Origin of the sequence: Bradyrhizobium sp. OAE829 (genome assembly GCF_040546575.1) — a bacterium.
Taxonomy (GTDB): domain Bacteria; phylum Pseudomonadota; class Alphaproteobacteria; order Rhizobiales; family Xanthobacteraceae; genus Bradyrhizobium.
The window spans coordinates 8,393,401-8,418,455 of record NZ_JBEPOE010000001.1 but is presented as its reverse complement, the minus strand read 5'-3'; the positions used below and the strand labels follow the sequence as shown (position 1 = coordinate 8,418,455).

Sequence of the window (25,055 nt, the reverse complement as noted above, 5' to 3'; positions counted from 1 at the left end):
TGGTGACGCTTTGCGTGGCGGTCCCGCCGTGGCCGTCGTTGACCGTGACGTTGTAGACCTGGGTCAGCGTCTGACCGGCCTGCAGATTATCGAGCGCGGAGTCCTGGGCCTCGAAGGTCCAGGTCACCTGGCCGGCGCCGTCGCCGGTGGAGCTGTTGCTGATCACAGGCGTCAGGGTGCCGCGGGCGGCAACCGCGCCGTTCACAGAGTCGGTGGCCGAGACCAGGCTGGCCGAAACCGTGTGGCCATCGGCCAGGTCGACATCGGTGAAGGCGATGGTGCCGGTGTCGGAGAGCAGCGTGGCGTTCTCGCCCGCCGCAAGGTCGGCAAGCTCGGTGACCGCGCCGGCGTCGTCGGCAACGCCGATGACCGGCGCATCGTTGGTGCCGGTGATGGTGATGGTGACGCTTTGCGTGGCGGTCCCGCCGTGGCCGTCGTTGACCGTGACGTTGTAGACCTGGGTCAGCGTCTGACCGGCCTGCAGATTATCGAGCGCGGAGTCCTGGGCCTCGAAGGTCCAGGTCACCTGGCCGGCGCCGTCGCCGGTGGAGCTGTTGCTGATCACAGGCGTCAGGGTGCCGCGGGCGGCAACCGCGCCGTTCACAGAGTCGGTGGCCGAGACCAGGCTGGCCGAAACCGTGTGGCCATCGGCCAGGTCGACATCGGTGAAGGCGATGGTGCCGGTGTCGGAGAGCAGCGTGGCGTTCTCGCCCGCCGCAAGGTCGGCAAGCTCGGTGACCGCGCCGGCGTCGTCGGCAACGCCGATGACCGGCGCATCGTTGGTGCCGGTGATGGTGATGGTGACGCTTTGCGTGGCGGTCCCGCCGTGGCCGTCGTTGACCGTGACGTTGTAGACCTGGGTCAGCGTCTGACCGGCCTGCAGATTATCGAGCGCGGAGTCCTGGGCCTCGAAGGTCCAGGTCACCTGGCCGGCGCCGTCGCCGGTGGAGCTGTTGCTGATCACAGGCGTCAGGGTGCCGCGGGCGGCAACCGCGCCGTTCACAGAGTCGGTGGCCGAGACCAGGCTGGCCGAAACCGTGTGGCCATCGGCCAGGTCGACATCGGTGAAGGCGATGGTGCCGGTGTCGGAGAGCAGCGTGGCGTTCTCGCCCGCCGCAAGGTCGGCAAGCTCGGTGACCGCGCCGGCGTCGTCGGCAACGCCGATGACCGGCGCATCGTTGGTGCCGGTGATGGTGATGGTGACGCTTTGCGTGGCGGTCCCGCCGTGGCCGTCGTTGACCGTGACGTTGTAGACCTGGGTCAGCGTCTGACCGGCCTGCAGATTATCGAGCGCGGAGTCCTGGGCCTCGAAGGTCCAGGTCACCTGGCCGGCGCCGTCGCCGGTGGAGCTGTTGCTGATCACAGGCGTCAGGGTGCCGCGGGCGGCAACCGCGCCGTTCACAGAGTCGGTGGCCGAGACCAGGCTGGCCGAAACCGTGTGGCCATCGGCCAGGTCGACATCGGTGAAGGCGATGGTGCCGGTGTCGGAGAGCAGCGTGGCGTTCTCGCCCGCCGCAAGGTCGGCAAGCTCGGTGACCGCGCCGGCGTCGTCGGCAACGCCGATGACCGGCGCATCGTTGGTGCCGGTGATGGTGATGGTGACGCTTTGCGTGGCGGTCCCGCCGTGGCCGTCGTTGACCGTGACGTTGTAGACCTGGGTCAGCGTCTGACCGGCCTGCAGATTATCGAGCGCGGAGTCCTGGGCCTCGAAGGTCCAGGTCACCTGGCCGGCGCCGTCGCCGGTGGAGCTGTTGCTGATCACAGGCGTCAGGGTGCCGCGGGCGGCAACCGCGCCGTTCACAGAGTCGGTGGCCGAGACCAGGCTGGCCGAAACCGTGTGGCCATCGGCCAGGTCGACATCGGTGAAGGCGATGGTGCCGGTGTCGGAGAGCAGCGTGGCGTTCTCGCCCGCCGCAAGGTCGGCAAGCTCGGTGACCGCGCCGGCGTCGTCGGCAACGCCGATGACCGGCGCATCGTTGGTGCCGGTGATGGTGATGGTGACGCTTTGCGTGGCGGTCCCGCCGTGGCCGTCGTTGACCGTGACGTTGTAGACCTGGGTCAGCGTCTGACCGGCCTGCAGATTATCGAGCGCGGAGTCCTGGGCCTCGAAGGTCCAGGTCACCTGGCCGGCGCCGTCGCCGGTGGAGCTGTTGCTGATCACAGGCGTCAGGGTGCCGCGGGCGGCAACCGCGCCGTTCACAGAGTCGGTGGCCGAGACCAGGCTGGCCGAAACCGTGTGGCCATCGGCCAGGTCGACATCGGTGAAGGCGATGGTGCCGGTGTCGGAGAGCAGCGTGGCGTTCTCGCCCGCCGCAAGGTCGGCAAGCTCGGTGACCGCGCCGGCGTCGTCGGCAACGCCGATGACCGGCGCATCGTTGGTGCCGGTGATGGTGATGGTGACGCTTTGCGTGGCGGTCCCGCCGTGGCCGTCGTTGACCGTGACGTTGTAGACCTGGGTCAGCGTCTGACCGGCCTGCAGATTATCGAGCGCGGAGTCCTGGGCCTCGAAGGTCCAGGTCACCTGGCCGGCGCCGTCGCCGGTGGAGCTGTTGCTGATCACAGGCGTCAGGGTGCCGCGGGCGGCAACCGCGCCGTTCACAGAGTCGGTGGCCGAGACCAGGCTGGCCGAAACCGTGTGGCCATCGGCCAGGTCGACATCGGTGAAGGCGATGGTGCCGGTGTCGGAGAGCAGCGTGGCGTTCTCGCCCGCCGCAAGGTCGGCAAGCTCGGTGACCGCGCCGGCGTCGTCGGCAACGCCGATGACCGGCGCATCGTTGGTGCCGGTGATGGTGATGGTGACGCTTTGCGTGGCGGTCCCGCCGTGGCCGTCGTTGACCGTGACGTTGTAGACCTGGGTCAGCGTCTGACCGGCCTGCAGATTATCGAGCGCGGAGTCCTGGGCCTCGAAGGTCCAGGTCACCTGGCCGGCGCCGTCGCCGGTGGAGCTGTTGCTGATCACAGGCGTCAGGGTGCCGCGGGCGGCAACCGCGCCGTTCACAGAGTCGGTGGCCGAGACCAGGCTGGCCGAAACCGTGTGGCCATCGGCCAGGTCGACATCGGTGAAGGCGATGGTGCCGGTGTCGGAGAGCAGCGTGGCGTTCTCGCCCGCCGCAAGGTCGGCAAGCTCGGTGACCGCGCCGGCGTCGTCGGCAACGCCGATGACCGGCGCATCGTTGGTGCCGGTGATGGTGATGGTGACGCTTTGCGTGGCGGTCCCGCCGTGGCCGTCGTTGACCGTGACGTTGTAGACCTGGGTCAGCGTCTGACCGGCCTGCAGATTATCGAGCGCGGAGTCCTGGGCCTCGAAGGTCCAGGTCACCTGGCCGGCGCCGTCGCCGGTGGAGCTGTTGCTGATCACAGGCGTCAGGGTGCCGCGGGCGGCAACCGCGCCGTTCACAGAGTCGGTGGCCGAGACCAGGCTGGCCGAAACCGTGTGGCCATCGGCCAGGTCGACATCGGTGAAGGCGATGGTGCCGGTGTCGGAGAGCAGCGTGGCGTTCTCGCCCGCCGCAAGGTCGGCAAGCTCGGTGACCGCGCCGGCGTCGTCGGCAACGCCGATGACCGGCGCATCGTTGGTGCCGGTGATGGTGATGGTGAGCGTGGTCGACGAGGTCGCGCCAAATTGGTCCGTAACCGTGTAGGTGAACACATCGGTGACCGAGACGCCCTGCGCGATTTTCTGGGTGTCGGTGTCGGCGTTGTCGAGCGTGTAGGTGTAGCTGCCGTTGCTGTTGATGACGACCGAACCGTAGGTGCCGGCCACCGCAATGCCGACATTGCCGCCCACGCCGTTGACCGCCGCAACCGTCTTGGTGGCCCCGGTGTCGACGTCAGTGTCGTTGGTGAGCACGTTGCCGATAGCCGTGGGGTCACCGGCAAACGGCGTATTGCCCGGGTTGACGCCGGACTCGGTGACCGCATCACCCGCATTGGTATCGGCGACCGCGATGGGCGCGTCGTTGGTGCCGGTAATGTTGATCGTCAGCGTGGTCGACGAGGTCGCCCCGAACTGGTCGGTCACGGTGTAAGTGAACACCTCGGTCGCCGCCGCGCCCTGCGCCAGCGCCTGGGTATCGGGATCTAGATTGTTGAGCGTATAGGAGTAACTGCCGTTGCTATTGATCGTCACCGACCCATAGGTGCCAGCCACCGCAGTGCCGACGTTACCGGCCGAGCCGTTCACCGCCGCAACCGTCTTGGTGGCCCCGGTGTCGACGTCGGTGTCATTGCTGAGCACGTTGCCGATAGCGGTGGGATCACCAACAAACGGCGTGTTGCCGGGATTGACGCCGGACTCGGTGACCGCATCGGCGCCGTTGCTGTCGGCAACCGCAATCGGGGCGTCATTGGTACCGGTGATGTTGATCGTCAGTTGCGCAGTATCAGTAAGCCCGTCCGGATCCGTAACCGTGTAGGTGAAGAGGTCCTGTGCCAACTCTCCCTGCGCCAGTGCATTAGTATCAACATCGGCGTTGTACAGCGTGTAGGTGTAGGAGCCGTTGGCATTCAGCGTGAGGGAACCGTATTTTCCTATCAGCGCCGTTCCGACAATGCCCGCGCTTCCCGATCCAGACTCGGATCCCGTCCGAACTGCCGATACATGCAGCGCCACGCTGCCGCCATCTGGGTCGGTGTCCGTATCGTTGCCGAGAACAGTCCCCGAAGCGCTGGGGTTTCCCGAAAAGATATTGCCACCGTTGACCCCTGATTCCACAACTGAATTAGTATCATCCCTCGCTACAGGCGAGTTTGGATCGAGTGCGATTGCAACTTGCTCAATCGCTGAGACTTTCAGGTTGATCGTCTTAAATGTGAATTCTGTCTGCGGCGCTTGCCCGGTATTAACGTTTTTGTAAGCTGCAATAAAAGCCTGAAACTGCAAAATCTCAGCATTCAGCGCTGCCATAAACGCGGCGTTGAGCGATTGCTCCTGACTTACATAGATGAAAAGCTTATCGATTTCCGCGGTGCCCTGGGCAGCATTGCCGTTACCACCATCGTAAATATCGTAACCCGAAAAGCTGGTTTGACCCGTTATGGCCCCTACACCATAAACTTGGGTGCCAAGTTTGTATTGGTTTTCCCAGGATCGATAGATGAGTGCGTCAGCCCCCGAACCACCGAGGACGGTATCAAAACCGCTTCCGCCATCCAGCGTATCGTTGCCAGATCCACCATTAAGCCGATCAGCGCCAGCGCCTCCCGACATCACGTCGTCCCCGCTTCCGCCCACCAGATTGTCAGCGCCGACGGTGCCCGTTGTGGTAGCCATGTGACGTACTCCGATTTAAATGCTTGTGGACCGACCGCGAAAACCACGGACGGCCGGCCCTGCTTGAGAGCGCAAACGCGTGTTCTGAAATTCTGACAATGTCAGCAGAGACTGACCCGCAAATCGTGCCAACTGAGCACGGTCGTCGCCGACACAAGCTGTTCCTTGAAAAATGTCTTGGTGAGGTGACGGCGAGACGACGCCGCCTCCGTCGGATGCAGATTGCTGTAAATTATTCACAGGGGCCACGGACGGCCCGGTACCACGAGAAGCCGAAACTTGTCCCAGACAAGATTTAATTTCGGACCCGTAGAATGTCGGCTCCGACTTCGGCGTCAAAACAACGCGACCCAATATGCGTACTCCTAAACTCTGCCGACGCAGAGCAGGTGTGACCGCACTCGAAAATCAATTCACAACACGCACAGGACGCCCGTCAAAAAGATTCATAGGGCGCGCGGCTAAAACAGAACCGCGCGTGTGCTTCAAAATGATCTACCGTGAAAAGACGCCGACTGCCATTACCCTGCCCGTTTCATGCTGTGGTCCCGCAAACCACGCACTGTCGCAATTTCCCTGTTCAAAAAATCATTCAGTCTTGTTCTTGAGAGATTTTGGCTGCCCTGCCCCGTTGTGATATCCGGAAGCTTGGTTGGCAAGAATCCCTTAACCTAATTTGCGCGCAATTTGCCGCAAATGCGCGCGAACGTCCAGATGGCGATCGATATACCTTTGCTTAATCATGAATGCACGAAGAAAAACAATTCCTCTCCAGCGCCCGAGCGTTGGCCGTAGCGCGAGTTCCCGAATTTGAACTGAGTACGCGACCTATTGGGTTCATCAACGGAAAGATCGTTCTGCACAAAAACCCCGGGAAAATGCGACAAGTCTTCCGCTTGGTGTCTTGCGCGCCTCAAGACCACGGTCAGTCTGTGGAGGACGAACGGCGGCTGCCGCATCTGGGCGCGTCTTCGCACCGTAGTGGTACGGTAGCGGCACCCCCGTAGTTCTCCGGAGAGAGCCCCGCCAATGTCCCATGAGACAGGGCGGCAACCGGCTGATCTCCACCGCGACGGCAAGCGCGTGCGGCTGTCTCACTCGCAACGGCTTTGACTGAGCGACAAATACCCCTGATCACCGAGCCGCGCTGCGTATCCGGTCAACCTCGTTCTTGATGGATGGTGAGGCCGTGCTGCTCGGCGTCGGCGGCATTTCCGACTTCGACGGCCTGCGCGGCCACAAGCACAATGACGAGGTGCAGTTCTATGCCTTCGATATGTGGTGACGGACGGGGACGATATAAGCTACCGCTCACCATGAGGAAGACCAACCTCGCCCGCCTTCTCGTGCGGCGCGTCGATGGTATCTTATCTCCGACTTTGAGCGCGGCAAGGTCGGGCCAGAGCTATTCCGGAGCACGCGTGCCTCACGGGCCTGAAGCCCGCGCTGAAGCGGCCCGCAGCGAGACATGGCGCATCTGCTACGACGAGGTCCGGGTAGGAACGATCCGCAAAGAGTGTCGGGCCTACAACGAAATGGGAGTGGCGCTGGGCTTCTTCGCCAAGCCAAGGGCCGCCTCTGCCGCCGATGCCTGGCGTATTTCTTGATTAAAGATCGTTAAACTCTTCTCAACCGTAAAGGCGCACTCTTTCCCGATGCGAGCGCCCAAGAAACGTTTGCGGGAAATTCGGCGGGTCCGCCATCTATCGGCGTGGATCGTGTTCACCGGGCGTGCGAACCAAGCCTGTCAAATCTTGGACGTATCGAATAACGGCGCCAAGGTCCTCCCGGAGGTGCCGTCCGAGGTGCCGAGCCGGTTTGAACTAGCGTTTAATGTGGGCGACAGAAGGCACCGGCTCTGCGAGGTCATCTGGCGACGGGGGAAGATGATCGGCGTGCAATTCCTCTAACTTCCGTAACAGCGGTAGACGACACCGTACCGCAAGGTAAGGCCCGCGCTGGCGGCGGGGAACCAATTGCAACCATCATTTCGTGCTGCCCGCGAAGCGGGCCGAATATCGATGGCGGCGACGACGAGAAATCTCTGCTCGCACAATCCGCCAGCTGGCGTTTTTTTAACGTATGGACACGAGCCGCGCCCGTGTATTCTCTTCTCAGCCGTCTCGTATAGCCACAGACGGTCCCCGGCCGGGCGGTCCGTTTGACACCATGCAAGCGAGCCGTCCGGTTTTAATTTACCGACGGTGTCCGAGGGGAAGCCCCATCGCCCGCGCCCTTTGTGACGCAAAGTTGCTCCAGACCATCATAAGTTTAGCAATACGCTCGAGCAGACGACCGCGGAAACCGCCTCCAGAGCCTCCGAGTAAAGAAGAGAAATATGGCTCTCTGAATGAATTTTTGAGGACATACCTCCTCCCCGCCAATGCCGCTCGAATGGAATTAAGCTAAGATAGCGATTCTGGAGGACACCATGGACACTGAAAAGACCGAGCCAGCCACCGAGGCCGACCAATCTAAGAAGCCCATCGTGGAGCAAATGACCGACCTGGTCGCTGGAGCGGCAGGCACATTGGCTGAGGCGGCGGTAAAGACCGTCGCCAAGAAAGCCACCAAAGCGGTTGCGAAGCGCGTACCGAAGTCGGTCAAGAAGGCCGCCAAGAAAGTGGCCAAGGCTGCAGCAGCTAAGAAGACCGTCAAGAAGGCCTCGAAGAAGCCAGCTAAAAAGTCGCCCAAGAAGTCTTCTAAAAAGGCCGCGAAGAAGTCCCAACCGAAGAAGTCAGCTAAAAAGGCGACCAATAAATCCGCCAAAAAATCATCTAAGAAGAAACGTAAGAAGTCAAAGCGCTAACGTTCAGCGTTTCTCAGACCTTCAACGCCCCACTGAGCTGCACCCGGTCTCGAAGACACCGAGTCAGGTGTTTTAAGGAACAGGAGGTGGTCGTGGAGAGAAGGCAATTTACATGAGAGTTCAAGCTTGAAGCAGTCCGGCTGATCAAGCAGCGCGGTGTTGCGTATGCGCAGGCTTCACAAGATCTTGGAGTTCATACGACGCAATCGCGGAATTGGGTGGCCGATGAAACCGCCATGACGGCACAGCTCGTCACCGACGCCGTAGTGATGGCAATCTAGCGAGGCGGCAAAACAGGGGAGCAACTCACAGGCTGGCCGGCGCGTTAGCCAAACTTTAAGCCCGTCTGTAAGTTTTCAGCCCGCCTTACGGACGCTTTACGGATTGGGCCCTCCGTTAACAATTAGTTTTCACAGGTGAGCCGATGCCAACCATCGCAACAGAGGATACCGAAGCACGCAGCACGCCGCGCCGCAAAGTCCTTGATAGCGGTTTGATGAGGTTCGGCGACTTTTGTGTTCCCTGCGTTATCCGCAATCTTTCGGAAATCGGCGCTGCGTTGGACGCAGCTCCCCAGAGTTTTATCCCCGATCAGTTCACTTTGATCGTTGTTCGAAAAAAGAAAATCTATTCCTGTACCGTCATCTGGCGAAAAGGAGCGCGCCTGGGCGTATCGTTTTGCTGAATCGCCCGATGATCGACGAGCGCAGAAAGTCGCTGCGGACCGACGTTGACGAAATGGCCTACATTTCGGCATCGGGCTCGAGCACGCGGTGTCAAGTTGCAAATATGTCCGATGATGGTGCGGCCCTAGATGTTCCCGACGCCTCGTTTGTCCCGGATTGCTTCCAACTGATGACCGAGCGAGATCGGATCGTTCGAAACTGTAGGATTGTTTGGATCAAAAAGAATCGGATCGGCGTCGAGTTTGAGACTAAAGCGCAGTCTGCAATCACGCATCGGGAACGACAATTTCTACAGTATTTGCGTGACACTACATGGCAGCGTGCGGCGAGGTTGCCGAACAGCTCGAAACTAATATCGAAACTGATTGGAAACGGCTGGGTCGAACGCAGGGGCGAAGGAAGCAGCGTCGCATACCGCATCACGTCAAAAGGCTTGGCTGCGAAGAGACGGCCGGTCAAAATTTAGTTATACCAATCGGCCGACCTTCGAACCCGCGGCTTTAGGTTTCCTTGAGCAGCTCTCGGATACGAACATGTGCGAGCCGCCCACGTGCCGCGCTAATCATCGCGGCAACCGCCGCTTTGACGATAAACGGAGCTGGTGGTCACGAGTCTCCATTGACCCCATCGAAATTTCACGAAGCCTCTGGACGATGAGCCGTCCGCAGAATGCGGACCAGCCCCTACCCGATTCAGAACTGATAAACGGATAAAACCGGGACCTGGCGTCGGAAAGGCAATTCTCAGATCGCCTCTGCCGCCGAATGTGCGCTAAGATGTGTTGGTTCTGGGGAGATGCAATGACAAACGATGTCAATCGCCAATGGCTGCTCATGAAACGGCCAGAGGGCAATATACGCAAAGATGATTTCCGGTTGACCGAAAGCCCGATTCCAGCGCCCGCACAAGGCCAGGTATTGGTGCGCAATCTCTGGCTTTCGTTCGATCCCACCCAGAGCGGCTGGATGAGGAGAGATACCTACATTCCCATTATCCCTCTCGGCGAGGTCATGCGCGCGGCCAGCGTTGGCCAGGTCATTGAATCCAAGCACCCCGATTACAAGGTCGGTGAGTTGGTGCAAGGCGCCTTCGGCTGGCAGGACTATATCGCAACCGACGGTGCGGGCTTTCTGCCGATGCGCAGACTTCCTGCCGATATGCCGCCCAATCTTGCTCTCAGCCTTTTTGGTATTACTGGTCCCACTGCCTATTTCGGCGTCCTCGACGTCGGCCAGGTTAAACCTGGCGAGACGTTCGTCGTGTCAGGCGCGGCCGGGGCCACCGGGTCGGTGGCGGGGCAGATCGCCAAGTTAAAGGGCTGCAGGGTCATCGGTACCGCCGGCGGAAAAGCGAAGTGTGAATGGCTGAAGGAAGAACTCGGATTCGACGCGGTCATTGACTATCAATCCGAGAATGTCGGTTCTCGGCTATCGGAATTCTGTCCCGATGGCATCGATGTATTCTTCGACAACGTCGGTGGCATTGTGTTGAACGAGGTTCTCGCGCGTTTGAAACTTAGAGCTCGGATCGTGCTATGTGGTGCTATTTCCCGCTACAACGACTCCACGCCCGCGCCTGGTCCCGCCAACTATGGCAACCTCATCGTAACGCGATCGCGGATGGAGGGCTTCATCATACTGGATTATGCAGCACGTTTTCCTGAAGCAATAGGCGCCCTCGCGGGCTGGTTGAAGGCGGGTAGCCTCAAACAGAGGGAAGACGTCGCCGTGGGGCTTGAGAACGCGCCGGATACACTTGTTAGACTCTTTACCGGTCAGAACTTCGGAAAGCAGCTGCTAAAAATAGCTGAGCCCTTGTGAGGGGCGACGCTTAATCCGTAGAGTTCGCCGCTCTCGCGGGCAACCACGTGGATGAGATCGACGCGTCGGATTCCTGTCGCTGACTGTAGCCCACTTCAACGCGCTGGGTGACGTCAATATGGCGGCGGACGACACGGTCACTCTGGCTTACTAACTGATCGTCATAACGAGCGGCAATCGTCTTCAGCCATGCCATCGCCGTCTGCCATAGTTATTCCCGCACCTCGGAACCTTTGCGCTGCTGATTAATTGGAAGGTGGTGGCGGAACCGGAAACAGGCAGCCGTTAACAAAAGCCGAGCGGAGTAACGCCCGAGCGGCTTTTTACAATTGAAAGTAGCCACCGTGCCTATTGTGGCCCGGTTCAGGAAAGCAGATGAGGCCTCTTTCAAGGCAGCCATTTACGTCACGGACGACTGAAGAGGCTATGCCTCTGCTCAGCGCAGTGGCGGCAGCAATCCTGGCTGTCATCATCATCTCGACGCTCTATTTTGGTCGGGATATCTTCGTGCCCGTTTCGCTGGCTATCCTTCTCAGCTTTGTGTTGGCTCCGCTGGTGGGAATACTGCAGCGTATACGCGTGCCCCGCGGATTAGCAGTGGTGAGCGTGGTGATACTTGCCTTCTCGCTAATCTTCGCAATGGGAAGCCTTCTCGCCACGCAACTGACGCAACTTGCCGGAGATCTCCCCCGCTATCAGTCAACGATTAGCGAGAAAATTCAGTCTTTCCGGGACACCAAGGCGGGTCGAGGGACGCTGGAACGCGCGTCCGATATGCTGAAGGATCTCAGCAAGGAACTGGATAAACCAAAGGACGCGCCGCCCTCTGCGCGTGCGTCAGGCGCCATCATTGGTCCCAACGCCACAGCGCCTCTAACTCCGGTCCCGGTCGAGGTACGCCAGCCCGATCCTGGTGCGCTGGAAAGCCTGCGGACCTTGATCTCCCCGCTGGTTCATCCTCTGGCGACAACCGGCATTATCATCATATTCGTCATCTTCATTCTGCTTCAACGCGAAGATCTCCGTAATCGTCTCATTCGGCTGGCGGGTTCATCTGATCTGCAACGTACCACAGCGGCGCTAGACGATGCGGCGCGGCGCCTTAGCCGGCTTTTCCTTACCCAGCTTCTCCTGAACGGCGCATTCGGCGTCGTGATCGGAATAGGTCTGTGGTTAATTGAGATTCCCAGCGCGATCCTTTGGGGTATTTTGGCGGCAGCTCTCCGCTTTGTCCCCTATATCGGCGCGGTTATCGCGGCTGCATTCCCGCTCGCGCTGGCAGCAGCCGTGGATCCGGGCTGGTCGATGCTGCTCTGGACGTTGGCGCTTTTTCTCATCGTGGAGCCTGTCACGGGCCATGTCCTCGAGCCCATGGTTTACGGCCATAGCACGGGACTTTCTCCCGTGGCTGTTGTCGCATCGGCAACTTTTTGGACTGCGCTATGGGGACCGATCGGACTGGTTCTCGCCACGCCGCTGACGGTTTGCCTTGTGGTGCTTGGGCGTCACGTCGAACATCTGGAGTTTCTCGACGTCATGTTTGGGGACCGGCCGGCCCTCTCTCCCCCTGAGATATTTTACCAGCGAATGTTGGCAGGTGATCCGACGGAAGCCGCCGAAAAGGCCGAAGAATTTCTAAAGGAACGATCTCTGGCTTCGTACTATGATGAGGTCGCCCTGAAAGGTTTGCAGCTGGCGCAAGCCGATGCAGAACGCGGCGCGCTTAATCAGGAACGCCTGTTGAAAATTCGCGATGCGGTGAACGAATTTGCCAGCGACGTCTCGGATCAAGATGACCGGCCTCCCGCGGAACGCATTATAACAACCGATGCAGAAGCCTCCTCGGCAGTGGAAGGCGTTGCGGAAAATGCGGCAAATGAAAATTTGCCCGTTCTTGACAAAGATACTCTTCCGCCGGATTGGCAGAGTGAACATCCCGTGCTCTGCGTGGCGGGGCGCAGTCGCCTCGATGAGGCGGCCGCTATTATGCTGGCTCAGCTGTCGACGGCGCACGGGCTGGCGGCCCGAGTCGAAGGAGCGGAAGCGCTCTCCACGACCAACGTCTTTCGCCTGGATACCACAGGCGTTGCAGTTGTTTGCCTGGTCTATCTTGACGTCAGGGGATCGGCCCACATGCGATACTCCGTTCGGCGCCTGCGGCGTAAGCTACCGAAGGCCACCATCATCCTGGGCTGCTGGGCCAAGGAGATCGATCCGGCTACGCTCGATTCGTTGCGAGAAGGGGCGAAAGCCGACCTCGTTGCCACGAGCCTCGGAGAGGCGGTCAAGCTTTGCATAGAGGCGACAGGGGTGAAGGTACAGCAACGTCAGGACGCTGAGCAGGAACTTCCTGCAACTACAGCAGCCTGAGTTCATCAATCCAGGAAACATGCGTCGCTGTTGCCCAAATCCCGCTGCCGACGCTTGTAATCATCCATCCCTTCACCAACACGCATTTTACTAGGATTAATCGGTGTCGCCTCGGCCATACCTTCGGTGTCCCGCGACCTTGCCCATAACGACAATATTCGTCACCGTTGCCGCAAAGCCGCGCGCGGAAGATCAGGGTCTCGACCTAAACCATCCCAAGCAAGTTTGCTTTTTAGTAGAGGCTGCTGGGCAACGCTCCGTCACCAAAGGCGGAAACAGACCAGTACCTTCGTGCGGCGGACTGCAATCAGCCCCTTTCCAGGATGCGCGAAGCGGAATGCAGATCGTACCTGCCGAACGGTATATTTGACATTTGGCTCATCTTCTTCAAAACCCGAACTAGGCTGGCCGGCGCGTTAGCCAAACTTTAAGCGCGTCTGTAACTTTCCAGCCCGCTTTACGGACGCTTTACGGATTGGGCCCACCGTTAACAATAAGTTTTCACAGGTGAGCCGATGCCAACCATCGCAACAGCGGATACCGAAGCACGCAGCACGCCGCGCCGCAAAGTCCTCGATAGCGGTTTGATCAGGTTCGGCGATTTTTCTGTCCCCTGCGTTATTCGCAACCTTTCGGAAGTCGGCGCTGCGTTAGACGCCGCTCCTCAGAGTTTTGTCCCTGATCAGTTCACTTTGATCCTTGTTCGGAAAAAGAAAATCTATTCCTGCACCGTCATTTGGCGGAGGGGAACGCGCCTTGGCGTATCGTTCTGCTGAATTACCTCGATGATCGACGAGCGCAGAAAGTCCCTGAGGACCGACGTTGAAGAAATGGCCTACATTTCAGCGTCGGGATCGAGCACGCGGTGTCGAATTACAAATATGTCCGATGACGGTGCGGCCCTGGATGTTCCTGATGCCTCATTTATCCCGAATTGCTTCCAATTGATGACCGAGCGAGATCGGATTGTTCGGACCTGCAGAATCGTTTGGATCAAACAGAACCGGATCGGCGTCGAGTTTGAGACTAAAGAGCCGCCTGTAATCACGCATCGTGAACGGCAGTTTCTACAGTATTTGCGTGACACTAATTGGCAGCGTGCGGCGACTTTGCCGAACAGCTCGAAACTAATATCGAAACTGCTTGAAAACGGCTGGGTCGAACGCCGGGGCGAAGGAAACAACGTCGCATACCGCATCACGTCAAACGGCTTGGCTGCGAAAATAAGGCCGGTCAAAATTTAATGACACCAGGCTTCCGATTTCAAAAGCGGCGACGACTTTCGGTTTCCGTGGGCAGCCTCTCGGATGCGAAGGTGCGCGAAGCCGCCACCAAAGGGCGAGCAACAGTCGCGGGCCCGAAGTATTGTGTTTAGCGGCAAAAAACTCCGCCAACCCCCGAGGCACCATTCGCTCCCAGATCCGCAGCCTATTACCGACGTGAGAGCCTGCGCGCAGCGGCGTCCAGCGAAGCGATTTCAACTGCGAAAGGAGTGCCTGACTTGTCGCAGCATCGACATGGTACCGTCGGTGTACCTGCCATTACAGAAGTACTGATCTAGCTGTGATGCACCAAGCAGAAGCAAGACTGCAATCACGAAACCCTTGAACATAGTGGGCCCCCTATGGAGACCGCCAACCGGGCTGGTCGGAATAAAGCGTTCCGGAAATTCGCTATCGCTCGTCGCGACCTATCTGCAATGGCGATAAGCTTGACGATGACCAGTAACTAATCCCTTAAGCGCAGCACAGCGCCCTTCCGCATCGCACCCCCGGGCTGCCGTTTGGAACGGCCGGTCACGCGCCGCTCCATTCCGCAGAGTGGGTGAAGCGATCTAGCGCCCAGAGGGCGAAAGCTGGCGTACTTGGTTGAGTTCGGCGAGAATTTGAAGCCGCGTTGAAATCCGGTTCGGCCCGCCGCTCCGCGCTCCTCGAATAGCCTCCTACCTATACGTGTCGGGGGTGACTTGCGTGCTCACTGAAATTGCCGGACGCCTTCGGTTCGTCTTTTTGCTGGGCGGAAAGCCGCTCGGCCCGATGAATTGAGAGCAGTCGGCGGACTTTGGTTCCGATCGCTGCAACACGTTCAGCGAACTTCTCAGCTGGGTCATAGAGCAAGGGTTTTCGCGGCAGCTCATTGAGCTGTCTTGCGATGGCATCGAGCTTGGCCTGACTATGCAGGACAGGTCGGTGCCGCGCGGAAGATATTGGCGCAGCAATCTGTTGGTGTGGCACCGAGACAATCACCGTTTGGGGACGAACGAGCTTGGTGGTCAGATTCTCGATCAACCCGATTGCGGTCTCACTTTGGACGAAGAGCCTTAATCGATTAGTTTCTAATCCGACGCTTCTCGAATAGGACCGACATCGAGCCGACCGCATTCGCGCGCCAACGATAAAAATTACGAAACGAACCCAGTGGTCAGGTACGGCAGTATGACGTCCCTCCGCACATGCTAACTGGAGTGATGACGGGCACGTCGTCGCCCAGTACACTGGGCGAACACCAAGTGCCCAATGTCCACCTTCTAGCGCAGCCCGGCCGGTGTGTGGCGCCATTTGGTTCCACGCCCGCCGCCGGAATAGCCTTTTCAATTACCTAACATTAGAAAGACGGCGTTCCGCCAAATCTGATGGTCATTTCTCGGATAATAAATAAAAACTGTAGCTCCTCGCGCATGAAACGGAGCTGCCTCCAAACGCAACGGCCGATATCCGCCAGCCTCGATATCGCTATTCACACCACTTCCCGGTGCTATGCTATTAGTAAGCAACGCAAACTTATATCGCTGGGAAATCACCTCGAGATAAGCGGCAATGAGTTTATTGGGAAGATGCTGCAACATTTCCTTTGCGATGAGCAAGTCGCCACCCGGCAACGAGTCAAAGTTTCTGGAAAGCTGAAAGCTAATATTATCTGCAGCATATCGTCTATTATTTTCATCTATCAGCGACTGAACGACATCGAGGCCAGTATATCGCACCGATGACCAATTTATATAACGGGAAAACTGCCAGTCACCACATCCTAGATCGGTCACAGTCCTTACTTCATTTTCCTGGATAAACCTTTCCAAGAATGAGCGATATTCAATCGTACTGCTGGGGAGAGAACCGGGACCAGAACCATTGCTCCAGCGGTCTTCGTTGTAGACTGCCTCGAACGCACTAGCGACATCGATTTCTTTGCACTTGAACATCTCCTCAACGCACAGTTCTTCGCGAGCACTTACTAAACTTGAATTGTTTTGCTCAGTTAAGCTCCCGTCAATTCCCTGGGCTACAGCCCTCTCTAACCAATAACGAGCATTGGTTTGGATCGCGATGCCCCCGCTCCGTTGCGTAGGCGTCCAAGCATCAATTGCGCCTGGCCGTGGCCTCGTTCCGACGCGGCGCGAAACCGCCGCCGCACATTGCGCCCAACGCAAACATTGCACCGCTATACCCTTGGGCTGCGACTTGTTCACACAGGTTCTGCGCTGCAGCGGGAGCGGCCGGCCCACCGTGACCGTTGACCAGCCTTCCGCCAACGCGACTTGAGAGCCTCCGTAACGCCCGCCTCTGCCGGTATCGGATCTCGACCTCCACATCGAGGATGCCGGTCTGCTTCATCGAGCTGTCGAACAGGATGACGTTGGTGGTGCCGGTCAACGGCTGTAAGGCTTGTAACCGAAGATTTTTCACCGTCATTGTAGACCACCAGCGCGCTGCCCGATTTTGCCACAACGTGCCTCTCGTAGACTGCGTCGGAAAAATCCATCAACAACAACCCTAACGAGTGCGATGAACATGGTAGCGAAACCTTGCAGGGCTTACAGCGGTGCAATGGGCCGTGTCACGCACAGGCCAACAATTAAGGAAGGTCCGTCGGTTCCACATCGCGCCCGTTCTCACGGCTTGTATTGCCCATCCGACCAGCTGCGCCGGTCGGCGTTGTTTTGACCTACGTCGCAGGTCTGGATCGCCTTCGCATTAGTCGACGTCCGGCCGCCTTCATATGCAGGCGGGTTCCGGCGCGATGGCATAACCGTTCTTCGTTCCTAATCCGGAAACGGAAAGCGCGGCGCCGTGAGACGCCGCGCTAGTCTAGTGCCTTCGCTGGGGAGCGCAACCGGTTGGCCTCGCTCCCCTAATGGCGTGTCGACTAGCCGTTCGGCTTGAACACGCCTTCGACAGTCTTTGGCCCATGCGGATCGTCGAGAGACAGTCCGCCTTTGACCTTCGACCCTGGGTCGGGCGTTTGACCGCCCGCGCCTGTGTGGCCAGTTGCCTTCAGGCCGCCCGCCGAGAAGTCATTCGGCTGCAGGTCCTGCACTCTACCAAGGGCAGCGAGAGTGGTCGTCACCGTTGGCCCTTGGGCAATGTTGCCCGGCGCGCCGCTGATGAAGGTCATCTGCCCAGAGGCTTTGGTCGAGACATCGGCCGCACTGATGTCCACCTTCTTGTTTTGGCCTGGGTTGCTCGGGTCGGTACCAGAGGGTCCGGTTTCGCCTCCCTCCGGCCCGTTGCCGAGGCCGTTGTTGTTTCGCGGACCCGTGGCTCCACCGTTTCGACCCGTCGAGCCGGTGGCACCCGTCGCGCCGGTGGCACCTGTCGCACCCGTGAGACCCGTGGCACCCGTCAGGCCGGTCGCACCCGTGGCTCCAGTCAGACCGGTGGCGCCGGTGGCTCCCGTCAGACCGGTCGCACCGGTGGCTCCCGTCAAGCCGGTCGCACCCGTGGCTCCCGTCAGGCCGGTCGCACCCGTGGCTCCTGTCAGACCCGTGGCACCCGTGGCTCCCGTCAGGCCGGTCGCACCCGTGGCTCCAGTCAAACCGGTCGCACCGGTGGCTCCCGTCAGGCCGGTCGCACCCGTGGCTCCCGTCAGGCCGGTCGCACCCGTGGCTCCAGTCAGGCCGGTCGCACCCGTGGCTCCCGTCAGGCCGGTCGCACCCGTGGCTCCCGTCAGGCCGGTCGCACCCGTGGCTCCCGTCAGACCGGTGGCACCCGTGGCTCCAGTCAAACCGGTCGCACCGGTGGCTCCCGTCAGGCCGGTCGCACCCGTGGCTCCCGTCAGGCCGGTCGCACCCGTGGCTCCAGTCAGACCCGTGGCACCCGTGGCTCCAGTCAGACCCGTGGCACCCGTGGCTCCAGTCAGACCCGTGGCACCCGTAGCTCCCGTCAGGCCGGTCGCACCCGTCAGACCCGTGGCGCCGGTGGCTCCAGTCAGACCGGTCGCACCCGTGGCTCCAGTCAGACCCGTGGCGCCGGTGGCTCCAGTCAGACCGGTCGCACCCGTGGCTCCGGTCAGACCTGTGGCGCCGGTGGCTCCAGTCAGACCGGTCGCACCCGTGGCTCCGGTCAGACCTGTGGCGCCGGTGGCTCCAGTCAGACCCGTGGCGCCGGTGGCTCCCGTCAGGCCGGTCGCACCCGTGGCTCCCGTCAAGCCGGTCGCACCCGTGGCTCCAGTCAGACCTGTGGCGCCGGTGGCTCCAGTCAGACCCGTGGCACCCGTGGCTCCGGTCAGGCCGGTCGCGCCGGTGGCTCCAGTCAGACCGGTCGCACCCGTGGCTCCGGTCAGACCCGTGGCGCCGGTGGCTCCAGTCAGACCCGTGGCTCCAGTCAGACCGGTGGCACCCGTGGCTCCGGTCAGACCTGTCGCGCCGGTGGCTCCCGTCAGGCCGGTCGCACCCGTGGCTCCGGTCAGACCCGTGGCGCCGGTGGCTCCGGTCAGACCCGTGGCGCCGGTGGCTCCGGTCAGACCGGTCGCACCCGTGGCTCCGGTCAGACCCGTGGCGCCGGTGGCTCCCGTCAGGCCGGTCGCACCCGTGGCTCCAGTCAGACCCGTGGCGCCGGTGGCTCCAGTCAGACCCGTGGCGCCGGTGGCTCCGGTCAGACCCGTGGCGCCGGTGGCTCCAGTCAGACCGGTGGCACCCGTGGCTCCGGTCAGACCCGTGGCACCGGTGGCTCCGGTCAGACCGGTGGCACCCGTGGCTCCGGTCAGACCCGTGGCGCCGGTGGCTCCGGTCAGACCGGTCGCACCCGTGGCTCCGGTCAGACCCGTGGCGCCGGTGGCTCCCGTCAGGCCGGTCGCACCCGTGGCTCCAGTCAAACCGGTCGCACCGGTGGCTCCCGTCAGGCCGGTCGCACCCGTGGCTCCCGTCAGGCCGGTCGCACCCGTGGCTCCAGTCAGACCCGTGGCACCCGTGGCTCCCGTCAGGCCGGTCGCACCCGTCAAGCCGGTCGCACCTGTCGCACCCGTCAGACCCGTGGCGCCGGTGGCTCCCGTCAAGCCGGTCGCACCCGTGGCTCCAGTCAGACCCGTGGCACCCGTGGCTCCAGTCAGACCCGTGGCACCCGTAGCTCCCGTCAGGCCGGTCGCACCCGTCAGACCCGTGGCGCCGGTGGCTCCAGTCAGACCGGTCGCACCCGTGGCTCCAGTCAGACCTGTGGCGCCGGTGGCTCCAGTCAGACCGGTCGCACCCGTGGCTCCGGTCAGACCTGTGGCGCCGGTGGCTCCAGTCAGACCCGTGGCGCCGGTGGCTCCCGTCAGGCCGGTCGCACCCGTGGCTCCCGTCAAGCCGGTCGCACCCGTGGCTCCAGTCAGACCTGTGGCGCCGGTGGCTCCAGTCAGACCCGTGGCACCCGTGGCTCCGGTCAGGCCGGTCGCACCCGTGGCTCCAGTCAGACCGGTCGCACCCGTGGCTCCGGTCAGACCGGTCGCACCGGTGGCTCCAGTCAGACCCGTGGCTCCAGTCAGACCGGTGGCACCCGTGGCTCCGGTCAGACCTGTCGCGCCGGTGGCTCCGGTCAGACCGGTCGCACCCGTGGCTCCGGTCAGACCCGTGGCGCCGGTGGCTCCAGTCAGACCGGTCGCACCCGTGGCTCCGGTCAGACCCGTGGCGCCGGTGGCTCCAGTCAGACCGGTCGCACCGGTGGCTCCAGTCAGACCCGTGGCGCCGGTGGCTCCGGTCAGACCTGTGGCTCCGGTCAGACCTGTGGCGCCGGTGGCTCCAGTCAGACCCGTGGCACCCGTGGCTCCGGTCAGACCTGTGGCGCCGGTGGCTCCAGTCAGACCCGTGGCGCCGGTGGCTCCGGTCAGACCCGTGGCGCCGGTGGCTCCGGTCAGACCGGTCGCACCCGTGGCTCCGGTCAGACCTGTGGCGCCGGTGGCTCCGGTCAGACCGGTCGCACCCGTGGCTCCGGTCAGACCCGTGGCGCCGGTGGCTCCAGTCAGACCCGTGGCGCCGGTGGCTCCAGTCAGACCCGTGGCTCCGGTCAGACCTGTCGCACCCGTGGCTCCAGTCAGACCCGTGGCGCCGGTTGCGCCGGTATCACCGGTCGCACCCGTGGCTCCGGTCAAACCTGTGACGCCGGTGGCTCCAGTCAGACCCGTGGCGCCGGTTGCGCCGGTATCGCCGGTCGCACCCGTGGCTCCGGTCAAACCTGTGGCGCCGGTGGCTCCAGTCAGACCCGTGGCGCCGGTTGCGCCGGTATCGCCGGTCGCACCCGTGGCTCCGGTCAAACCTGTGGCGCCGGTGGCTCCAGTCAGACCCGTGGCGCCGGTTGCGCCGGTATCGCCGGTCGCACCCGTGGCTCCGGTCAAACCTGTGGCGCCGGTGGCTCCAGTCAGACCCGTGGCGCCGGTTGCGCCGGTATCGCCGGTCGCACCCGTGGCTCCGGTCAAACCTGTGGCGCCGGTGGCTCCAGTCAGACCCGTGGCGCCGGTTGCGCCGGTATCACCCGTGGCTCCAGTCAGACCTGTGGCGCCGGTGGCTCCAGTCAGACCTGTGGCTCCAGTCAGACCTGTGGCTCCGGTTGCACCGGTATCACCAGTCGCACCCGTGGAGCCAGTCGCGCCCGTTGCACCTGTCGAGGCAGTTGCACCCGTCGAGCCAGTCGCACCTGTGGCGCCCGTGGCACCTGTCGCGCCGGTGGCACCTGTCGCGCCCGTTGCCCCCGGGGGACCACTCGCAATACTTACGGTTACGCCTTCAGACACGTAGTACGACCTGTTTCCAGAAGACGACCCTGCCGCAAAGCTAGTGACGGTCGCGCCACTGCTATCGGTAATTTGCAAAGCCGTCAGATTTGAGCCCGTCGCTTCCGCGACGGCAAAGTCCCAGGTGCCTGCGGGGAGAGCTACCGTGAAGGCGAAATCCTGATCCCCGTCTGTATTCAGCGGATCACCAGATGCCTCTGGTTGTGTTGATCCAAGTAAGATCCAGCTGGTCGTGTTGGTACCACTGATGCTGGCATCCCTGTAATAAATATAAACGGCCTGATTGCTGGTTCCGTTAATGGTGCCAGTAATGGTAATAACGCCAAGGGGATCTGCCATTGCTCTAACTCTCTTGACTGGGGTTCCGCAACAGTTACGCAACGTTCAATTAGGGTATGCGACGACAGACCCTGCAAGGCTGCCGTTAGCAAGGCGTGAGGAGAAGCTCGTGCCTGCGGAGGATATTCTTGCTTCGAGGGAGTGTTTCTGGCCCGAAACCAGATCCATCTGAAACAAGTTAAATGCTCAATGACGTAAGTCCCCCTCAGATGGTGCTGTTAACGCGATGTTTGGGACAGCGGCGCAACCGACAAAACCTTACCTACCGACCTGAGACGCCGCCGTTATCGTTACATCGTGAGCAACGAAACGCCCGTTACCGGCGCTCTCTGATTTGAAAGAGTATTTCTTGGCCGACACCAGGTCCGTCAGTGACAAGTTAGACGCTGCTTCTGGTGATGAGTTCTGAAGCCGGACCTCAATCGCGTAAGTTCCGGGTTGGATGCTTGTTCTAAAAGCGAAACTGTTGCTCGCATCCGGGGTCGCCTTCGGTTGCAGGAACGGATCCGTAGGCGGTAGAGCAGTCGTCGTCCCCAAGATGGCGAATTCACCTTCGCCGCGCCGAATCCTGATTTCGACGTTGCTGCTTGCCTGAGCTCGCCCGACGACCTCTACGAAACCGTAGCCCCCCACCGGTCCTTTCGCTCCTCCATCGCTATGGCTCGCCTCATCCAACGAGGCCGACCCGTAGCGCTCACCGGTGGCATTAACATTTGTGATATTCGGCTCGGGCATTGATCCTCCAGCAAACTAGGATCCTTCAGCGAAGGATCCTTCAGCGAACTAACAATTTCGAACCAGCAATTTCGCAACACATAAATTGATGCGCAAATTAAAACACATAAATTGATGCGCAAATTCCTTGTACCGCCTTATGCGCAGAGTCAATTACATCGCCGCCAGCACGACAGATGTGCGCGCATGTTCCGCAACAGCCAACGGCAACCTCACTGGCAACTGCCCGCGTTGGTTTGTCTGTAACGCTTCGGAAACAACAATTTACTTTCTCCTTGCCTCGACTGTTTCAATTGGCGAACTTTGAGCGATGCAGACCGATTGAACTGCCTTCGCCTGTTCCCATGGCATCAATCGACGAACGCGCCGGTGCCTTCGGTTCCACGACATACCCCTTTCGAGTTACCTCGAAATGTCTTCGCTGGATGGTGCGCCTGCCCGACGCCTCTTAAGACATTGCGTAAGCCCTTGCGGCGGCCTCGAGGTGGCAAACTAGGGTGTTCTTGCTCTCGGTATTATCGAAGGAACCGAAGATGAGGTAGGCGCAGACCGAATTTGAATGTAGTGTGGTTATGCTGCTTGCGCCCAGATGATAAGCAGCGGTGTCGCTGCCGTATCGTCCAGACTTGAGAGATGCATCGAGAGTAGGCCTTCGCGTGAACCCTAAGCCTCACATCCAACATCCGGACGCGCGCCTCGGGGCAAAGAGCACGTCCAGTGCCACAATGCCGGACGGGCAAGTCAGGCATGACGCAGCTAAGGCGCGCGTGGATGCGCTCGCCGTTGTTGCCCAGCACCACGGCGTCGAACTAGATCGCAAAGCGCTACGCGTTTCCCCCGGCGAGGTACCCTCTCCCGCGGCTCTCGTCACTTGGGCGCGCGAGGGCGGACTTTGGGCAAAGGCGACGCGCCTGCGATGGCGCCACCTGATCCGCATGCAGTCGGACGCCCCAGTTGTGCTCTTGTTTTCCGACGGTGGTGCGGGCGTCCTCGTCTCGCGCGACGCCAATGCTGGCACCATATACTTACGGGATCCGAGCCGTCCCGGTGAAGAGCCCGTCGCCATCGATGAGCTTCGCCTCGCAAACGTCTGGCATGGGGATGTATTGCTCCTGCGGCGTGAGCGAGGCACATCTGCCGATGAGGAGCCATTCTCGTTCTCTTGGATGATGGGTCGCGTTCTGGAAGAGCGCCGCAATCTGCGCGAGATCGCCGCCGCCTCAATTAGCTTGAGTGTCCTGCAGATCGTGCCGCCTTTCCTTATCATGGTCGCCATCGATCGGGTGATTACGCATCAGGCCATGGCGACGCTGGGCATGATCTCGCTGATACTGATCCTCATCACGGCCTACGACACGCTGCTTGGGTACGCGCGTCGCGAGATCATCGAGGTCACCGCGACGCGGATTGACGCGCGCTTGGGTATGCACGTTTTCCGGCGATTGCTGGCACTGCCAATGGACTTTTTCGAGCGCCATCCGACCGGCGAAACGGCCCGCAAAGTCGGCCAAATCTTCAACATCCGCAGCTTCTTCACCGGCAAGCTTGTTAGCACGTTTCTCGACGTATTCACCCTGATCGCTCTTCTGCCATTCCTGTTCTGGATGAGTGCGACGCTCGCCTGGATGGTGCTCGTAGCATCTGCCCTCGTTGCCCTCGTGGTATTCGCATTTTTACCTGCGATAAGGCAAGTTTTTGCGCGCCTTGTGATAGCTGAAAACCGTAAGAATTCGGTGCTGGTCGAGACCGTGTATGGCATGCGAACCGTCAAGTCGCTCGCCATCGAGAAGGTGCGTAACGAGGAGTGGGACGCGCGCGTGGCTGAGGCAGGCCAAGCGCGTCTCGACGCCGGTCGCATCTCGAACGTCGCGCAGACCATCGTGAGCCCAATCGAAGCGTTCATCAATCGCGGCGTTCTGCTCGTTGGCTGCTACATCCTCATTTCTTCGCCTCCCGGGAGCACCGCGATTACCGGCGGTGCCCTCATCGCGTTCTTAATGCTCGGCGCACGAGTAGCAAGCCCGCTGATTGGTCTGGCAAAGCTCATGCAGGATATCGAAGAAGTTCGCCTTTCGGTGAGCGAGGTGGCGGATGTACTCAACCATCCGACAGAAGCCGCGGCGATGCGGACCGGTCTTCGGCCGAAATTTGAAGGTGCGATTGCGTTCCAGGACCTCACCTTCACCTATCCTGGGTCAACCGTGCCGGCGCTTGACCGCATCTCGTTCGAAATTCCAGCGGGAACCATGCTCGGCCTCGTCGGTCGCAGCGGCTCGGGGAAATCGACGATCGCGCGCCTCCTTCAGGGTATCAACCGCGAATATAGCGGTTACCTTAAGATCGACGGCACCGATCTACGGGAGATCAATCTAACGCACCTGCGCAGCAGCTTTGGGGTAGTGATGCAGGACAACTTCCTGTTTCGCGGCACTGTGCGCGATAACATCATTGCCAGCCGACCTGGCTTGACGCTTGAGCATGCTGTTCAGGCAGCCCGTCTTGCGGGTGCCGAGGAGTTTATCGAGCGGCTGCCACGCGGGTACGAGACTTGGCTCGAGGAAACCTCGTCCAACCTGTCCGGGGGACAGCGCCAGCGTCTTGCCATCGCGCGCGCGCTCGTCTCCGATCCGCGCCTTATGATCTTGGACGAGGCGACGAGCGCGCTCGATCCCGAGAGTGAGGCCCTTGTCAACGCGAACCTTTTGCGCATCGCCAAGGGTCGGACGATGATCATCGTCTCGCACCGGTTGTCCTCGCTGGTCGACTGCGACCAGATCCTCATCCTTGACAAGGGTAAGGTCGTCGATATCGGCCCACACGAGGAAGTGCTTGAGCGCTGCGCCGTTTATCGACAACTGTGGCAGCAGCAACACCGGCATTTGGAGGGCGGGCGCCCACGTCCGCTTAAGTCCGCCACGACGCGAGAGTGACGATTATGGCCAGGCGCTCGGTCACCACTCGCGGATTGTCGCCAAACCCAAGGAAGCGCGGGCCCACGCAACCGATACTGGCGGCGCTCTTCGAATTTCAGGCCGAGGTCCACC

The 25,055-nt window shown here is 60.9% G+C and carries 14 protein-coding genes and 3 pseudogenes; 11 read left to right on the top strand and 6 right to left on the bottom strand.

Annotation, left to right across the window (positions count from 1 at the left end; all coding sequences use genetic code 11):
* Window positions 1-4,612, bottom strand: a 4,612-nt coding sequence (locus ABIE49_RS39975; RefSeq protein WP_502916018.1) for a beta strand repeat-containing protein, incomplete at its 3' end; no start/stop codon positions are given.
* A gap of 27 nt (window positions 4,613-4,639) precedes the next feature.
* A pseudogene (locus ABIE49_RS40155) lies at window positions 4,640-5,209 on the bottom strand (calcium-binding protein); the annotation flags it as partial.
* A 1,379-nt stretch (window positions 5,210-6,588) separates the two neighbouring features.
* Here ABIE49_RS40155 and ABIE49_RS39970 point away from each other — a divergent pair.
* The 10 genes and pseudogenes from ABIE49_RS39970 (at window position 6,589) to ABIE49_RS39925 (ending at window position 14,201) form a co-directional block, all read left to right on the top strand.
* A complete protein-coding gene (locus ABIE49_RS39970) occupies window positions 6,589-6,879 on the top strand; it encodes a hypothetical protein (RefSeq protein WP_192735866.1) in 291 nt (96 codons plus the stop codon).
* Between the two features lie 48 nt (window positions 6,880-6,927).
* Window positions 6,928-7,182, top strand: coding sequence for a PilZ domain-containing protein (locus ABIE49_RS39965; protein WP_192735865.1), 255 nt, complete (start codon window positions 6,928-6,930; stop codon window positions 7,180-7,182).
* A gap of 521 nt (window positions 7,183-7,703) precedes the next feature.
* On the top strand, window positions 7,704-8,081 hold the full coding sequence (locus ABIE49_RS39960) for a hypothetical protein (protein WP_192735864.1): 378 nt from the start codon (window positions 7,704-7,706) through the stop codon (window positions 8,079-8,081).
* 92 nt (window positions 8,082-8,173) lie between these two features.
* Window positions 8,174-8,317: pseudogene (locus ABIE49_RS39955) on the top strand (transposase); the annotation flags it as partial.
* 188 nt (window positions 8,318-8,505) lie between these two features.
* Window positions 8,506-8,766: a PilZ domain-containing protein gene (locus ABIE49_RS39950; protein WP_192735863.1), complete on the top strand. Its 261-nt coding sequence runs from the start codon at window positions 8,506-8,508 to the stop codon at window positions 8,764-8,766.
* A gap of 8 nt (window positions 8,767-8,774) precedes the next feature.
* Window positions 8,775-9,233: a PilZ domain-containing protein gene (locus tag ABIE49_RS39945; protein ID WP_210337259.1), complete on the top strand. Its 459-nt coding sequence runs from the start codon at window positions 8,775-8,777 to the stop codon at window positions 9,231-9,233.
* Window positions 9,234-9,567: 334 nt separating this feature from the next.
* On the top strand, window positions 9,568-10,587 hold the full coding sequence (locus ABIE49_RS39940) for an NADP-dependent oxidoreductase (protein ID WP_192735862.1): 1,020 nt from the start codon (window positions 9,568-9,570) through the stop codon (window positions 10,585-10,587).
* A gap of 426 nt (window positions 10,588-11,013) precedes the next feature.
* Window positions 11,014-12,957, top strand: coding sequence for an AI-2E family transporter (locus tag ABIE49_RS39935; RefSeq protein ID WP_192735861.1), 1,944 nt, complete (start codon window positions 11,014-11,016; stop codon window positions 12,955-12,957).
* A 515-nt stretch (window positions 12,958-13,472) separates the two neighbouring features.
* The gene (locus ABIE49_RS39930; protein WP_192735860.1) at window positions 13,473-13,733 is read left to right on the top strand and encodes a PilZ domain-containing protein; all 261 of its coding nucleotides are present in this window, start codon (window positions 13,473-13,475) and stop codon (window positions 13,731-13,733) included.
* 9 nt (window positions 13,734-13,742) lie between these two features.
* A complete protein-coding gene (locus ABIE49_RS39925) occupies window positions 13,743-14,201 on the top strand; it encodes a PilZ domain-containing protein (protein ID WP_210337258.1) in 459 nt (152 codons plus the stop codon).
* Window positions 14,202-15,026: 825 nt separating this feature from the next.
* On the opposite strand, the pseudogene ABIE49_RS39920 reads toward ABIE49_RS39925, so the two are convergent.
* From ABIE49_RS39920 to ABIE49_RS39905, 4 genes and pseudogenes are all read right to left on the bottom strand, one after another.
* Window positions 15,027-15,187: pseudogene (locus tag ABIE49_RS39920) on the bottom strand (IS30 family transposase); the annotation flags it as partial.
* Between the two features lie 360 nt (window positions 15,188-15,547).
* The gene (locus tag ABIE49_RS39915; RefSeq protein ID WP_354067364.1) at window positions 15,548-16,423 is read right to left on the bottom strand and encodes a class I SAM-dependent methyltransferase; all 876 of its coding nucleotides are present in this window, start codon (window positions 16,421-16,423) and stop codon (window positions 15,548-15,550) included.
* 677 nt (window positions 16,424-17,100) lie between these two features.
* A complete protein-coding gene (locus ABIE49_RS40150; RefSeq protein ID WP_502915973.1) occupies window positions 17,101-20,937 on the bottom strand; it encodes a collagen-like protein in 3,837 nt (1,278 codons plus the stop codon).
* Between the two features lie 597 nt (window positions 20,938-21,534).
* On the bottom strand, window positions 21,535-22,011 hold the full coding sequence (locus ABIE49_RS39905; protein ID WP_192735857.1) for a hypothetical protein: 477 nt from the start codon (window positions 22,009-22,011) through the stop codon (window positions 21,535-21,537).
* A 767-nt stretch (window positions 22,012-22,778) separates the two neighbouring features.
* Between ABIE49_RS39905 and ABIE49_RS39900 the strand changes: the two genes are divergently transcribed.
* Window positions 22,779-24,941, top strand: a complete 2,163-nt coding sequence (locus tag ABIE49_RS39900) for a peptidase domain-containing ABC transporter (protein WP_354067361.1) — start codon at window positions 22,779-22,781, stop codon at window positions 24,939-24,941.
* Window positions 24,942-25,055 lie beyond the last annotated feature (114 nt).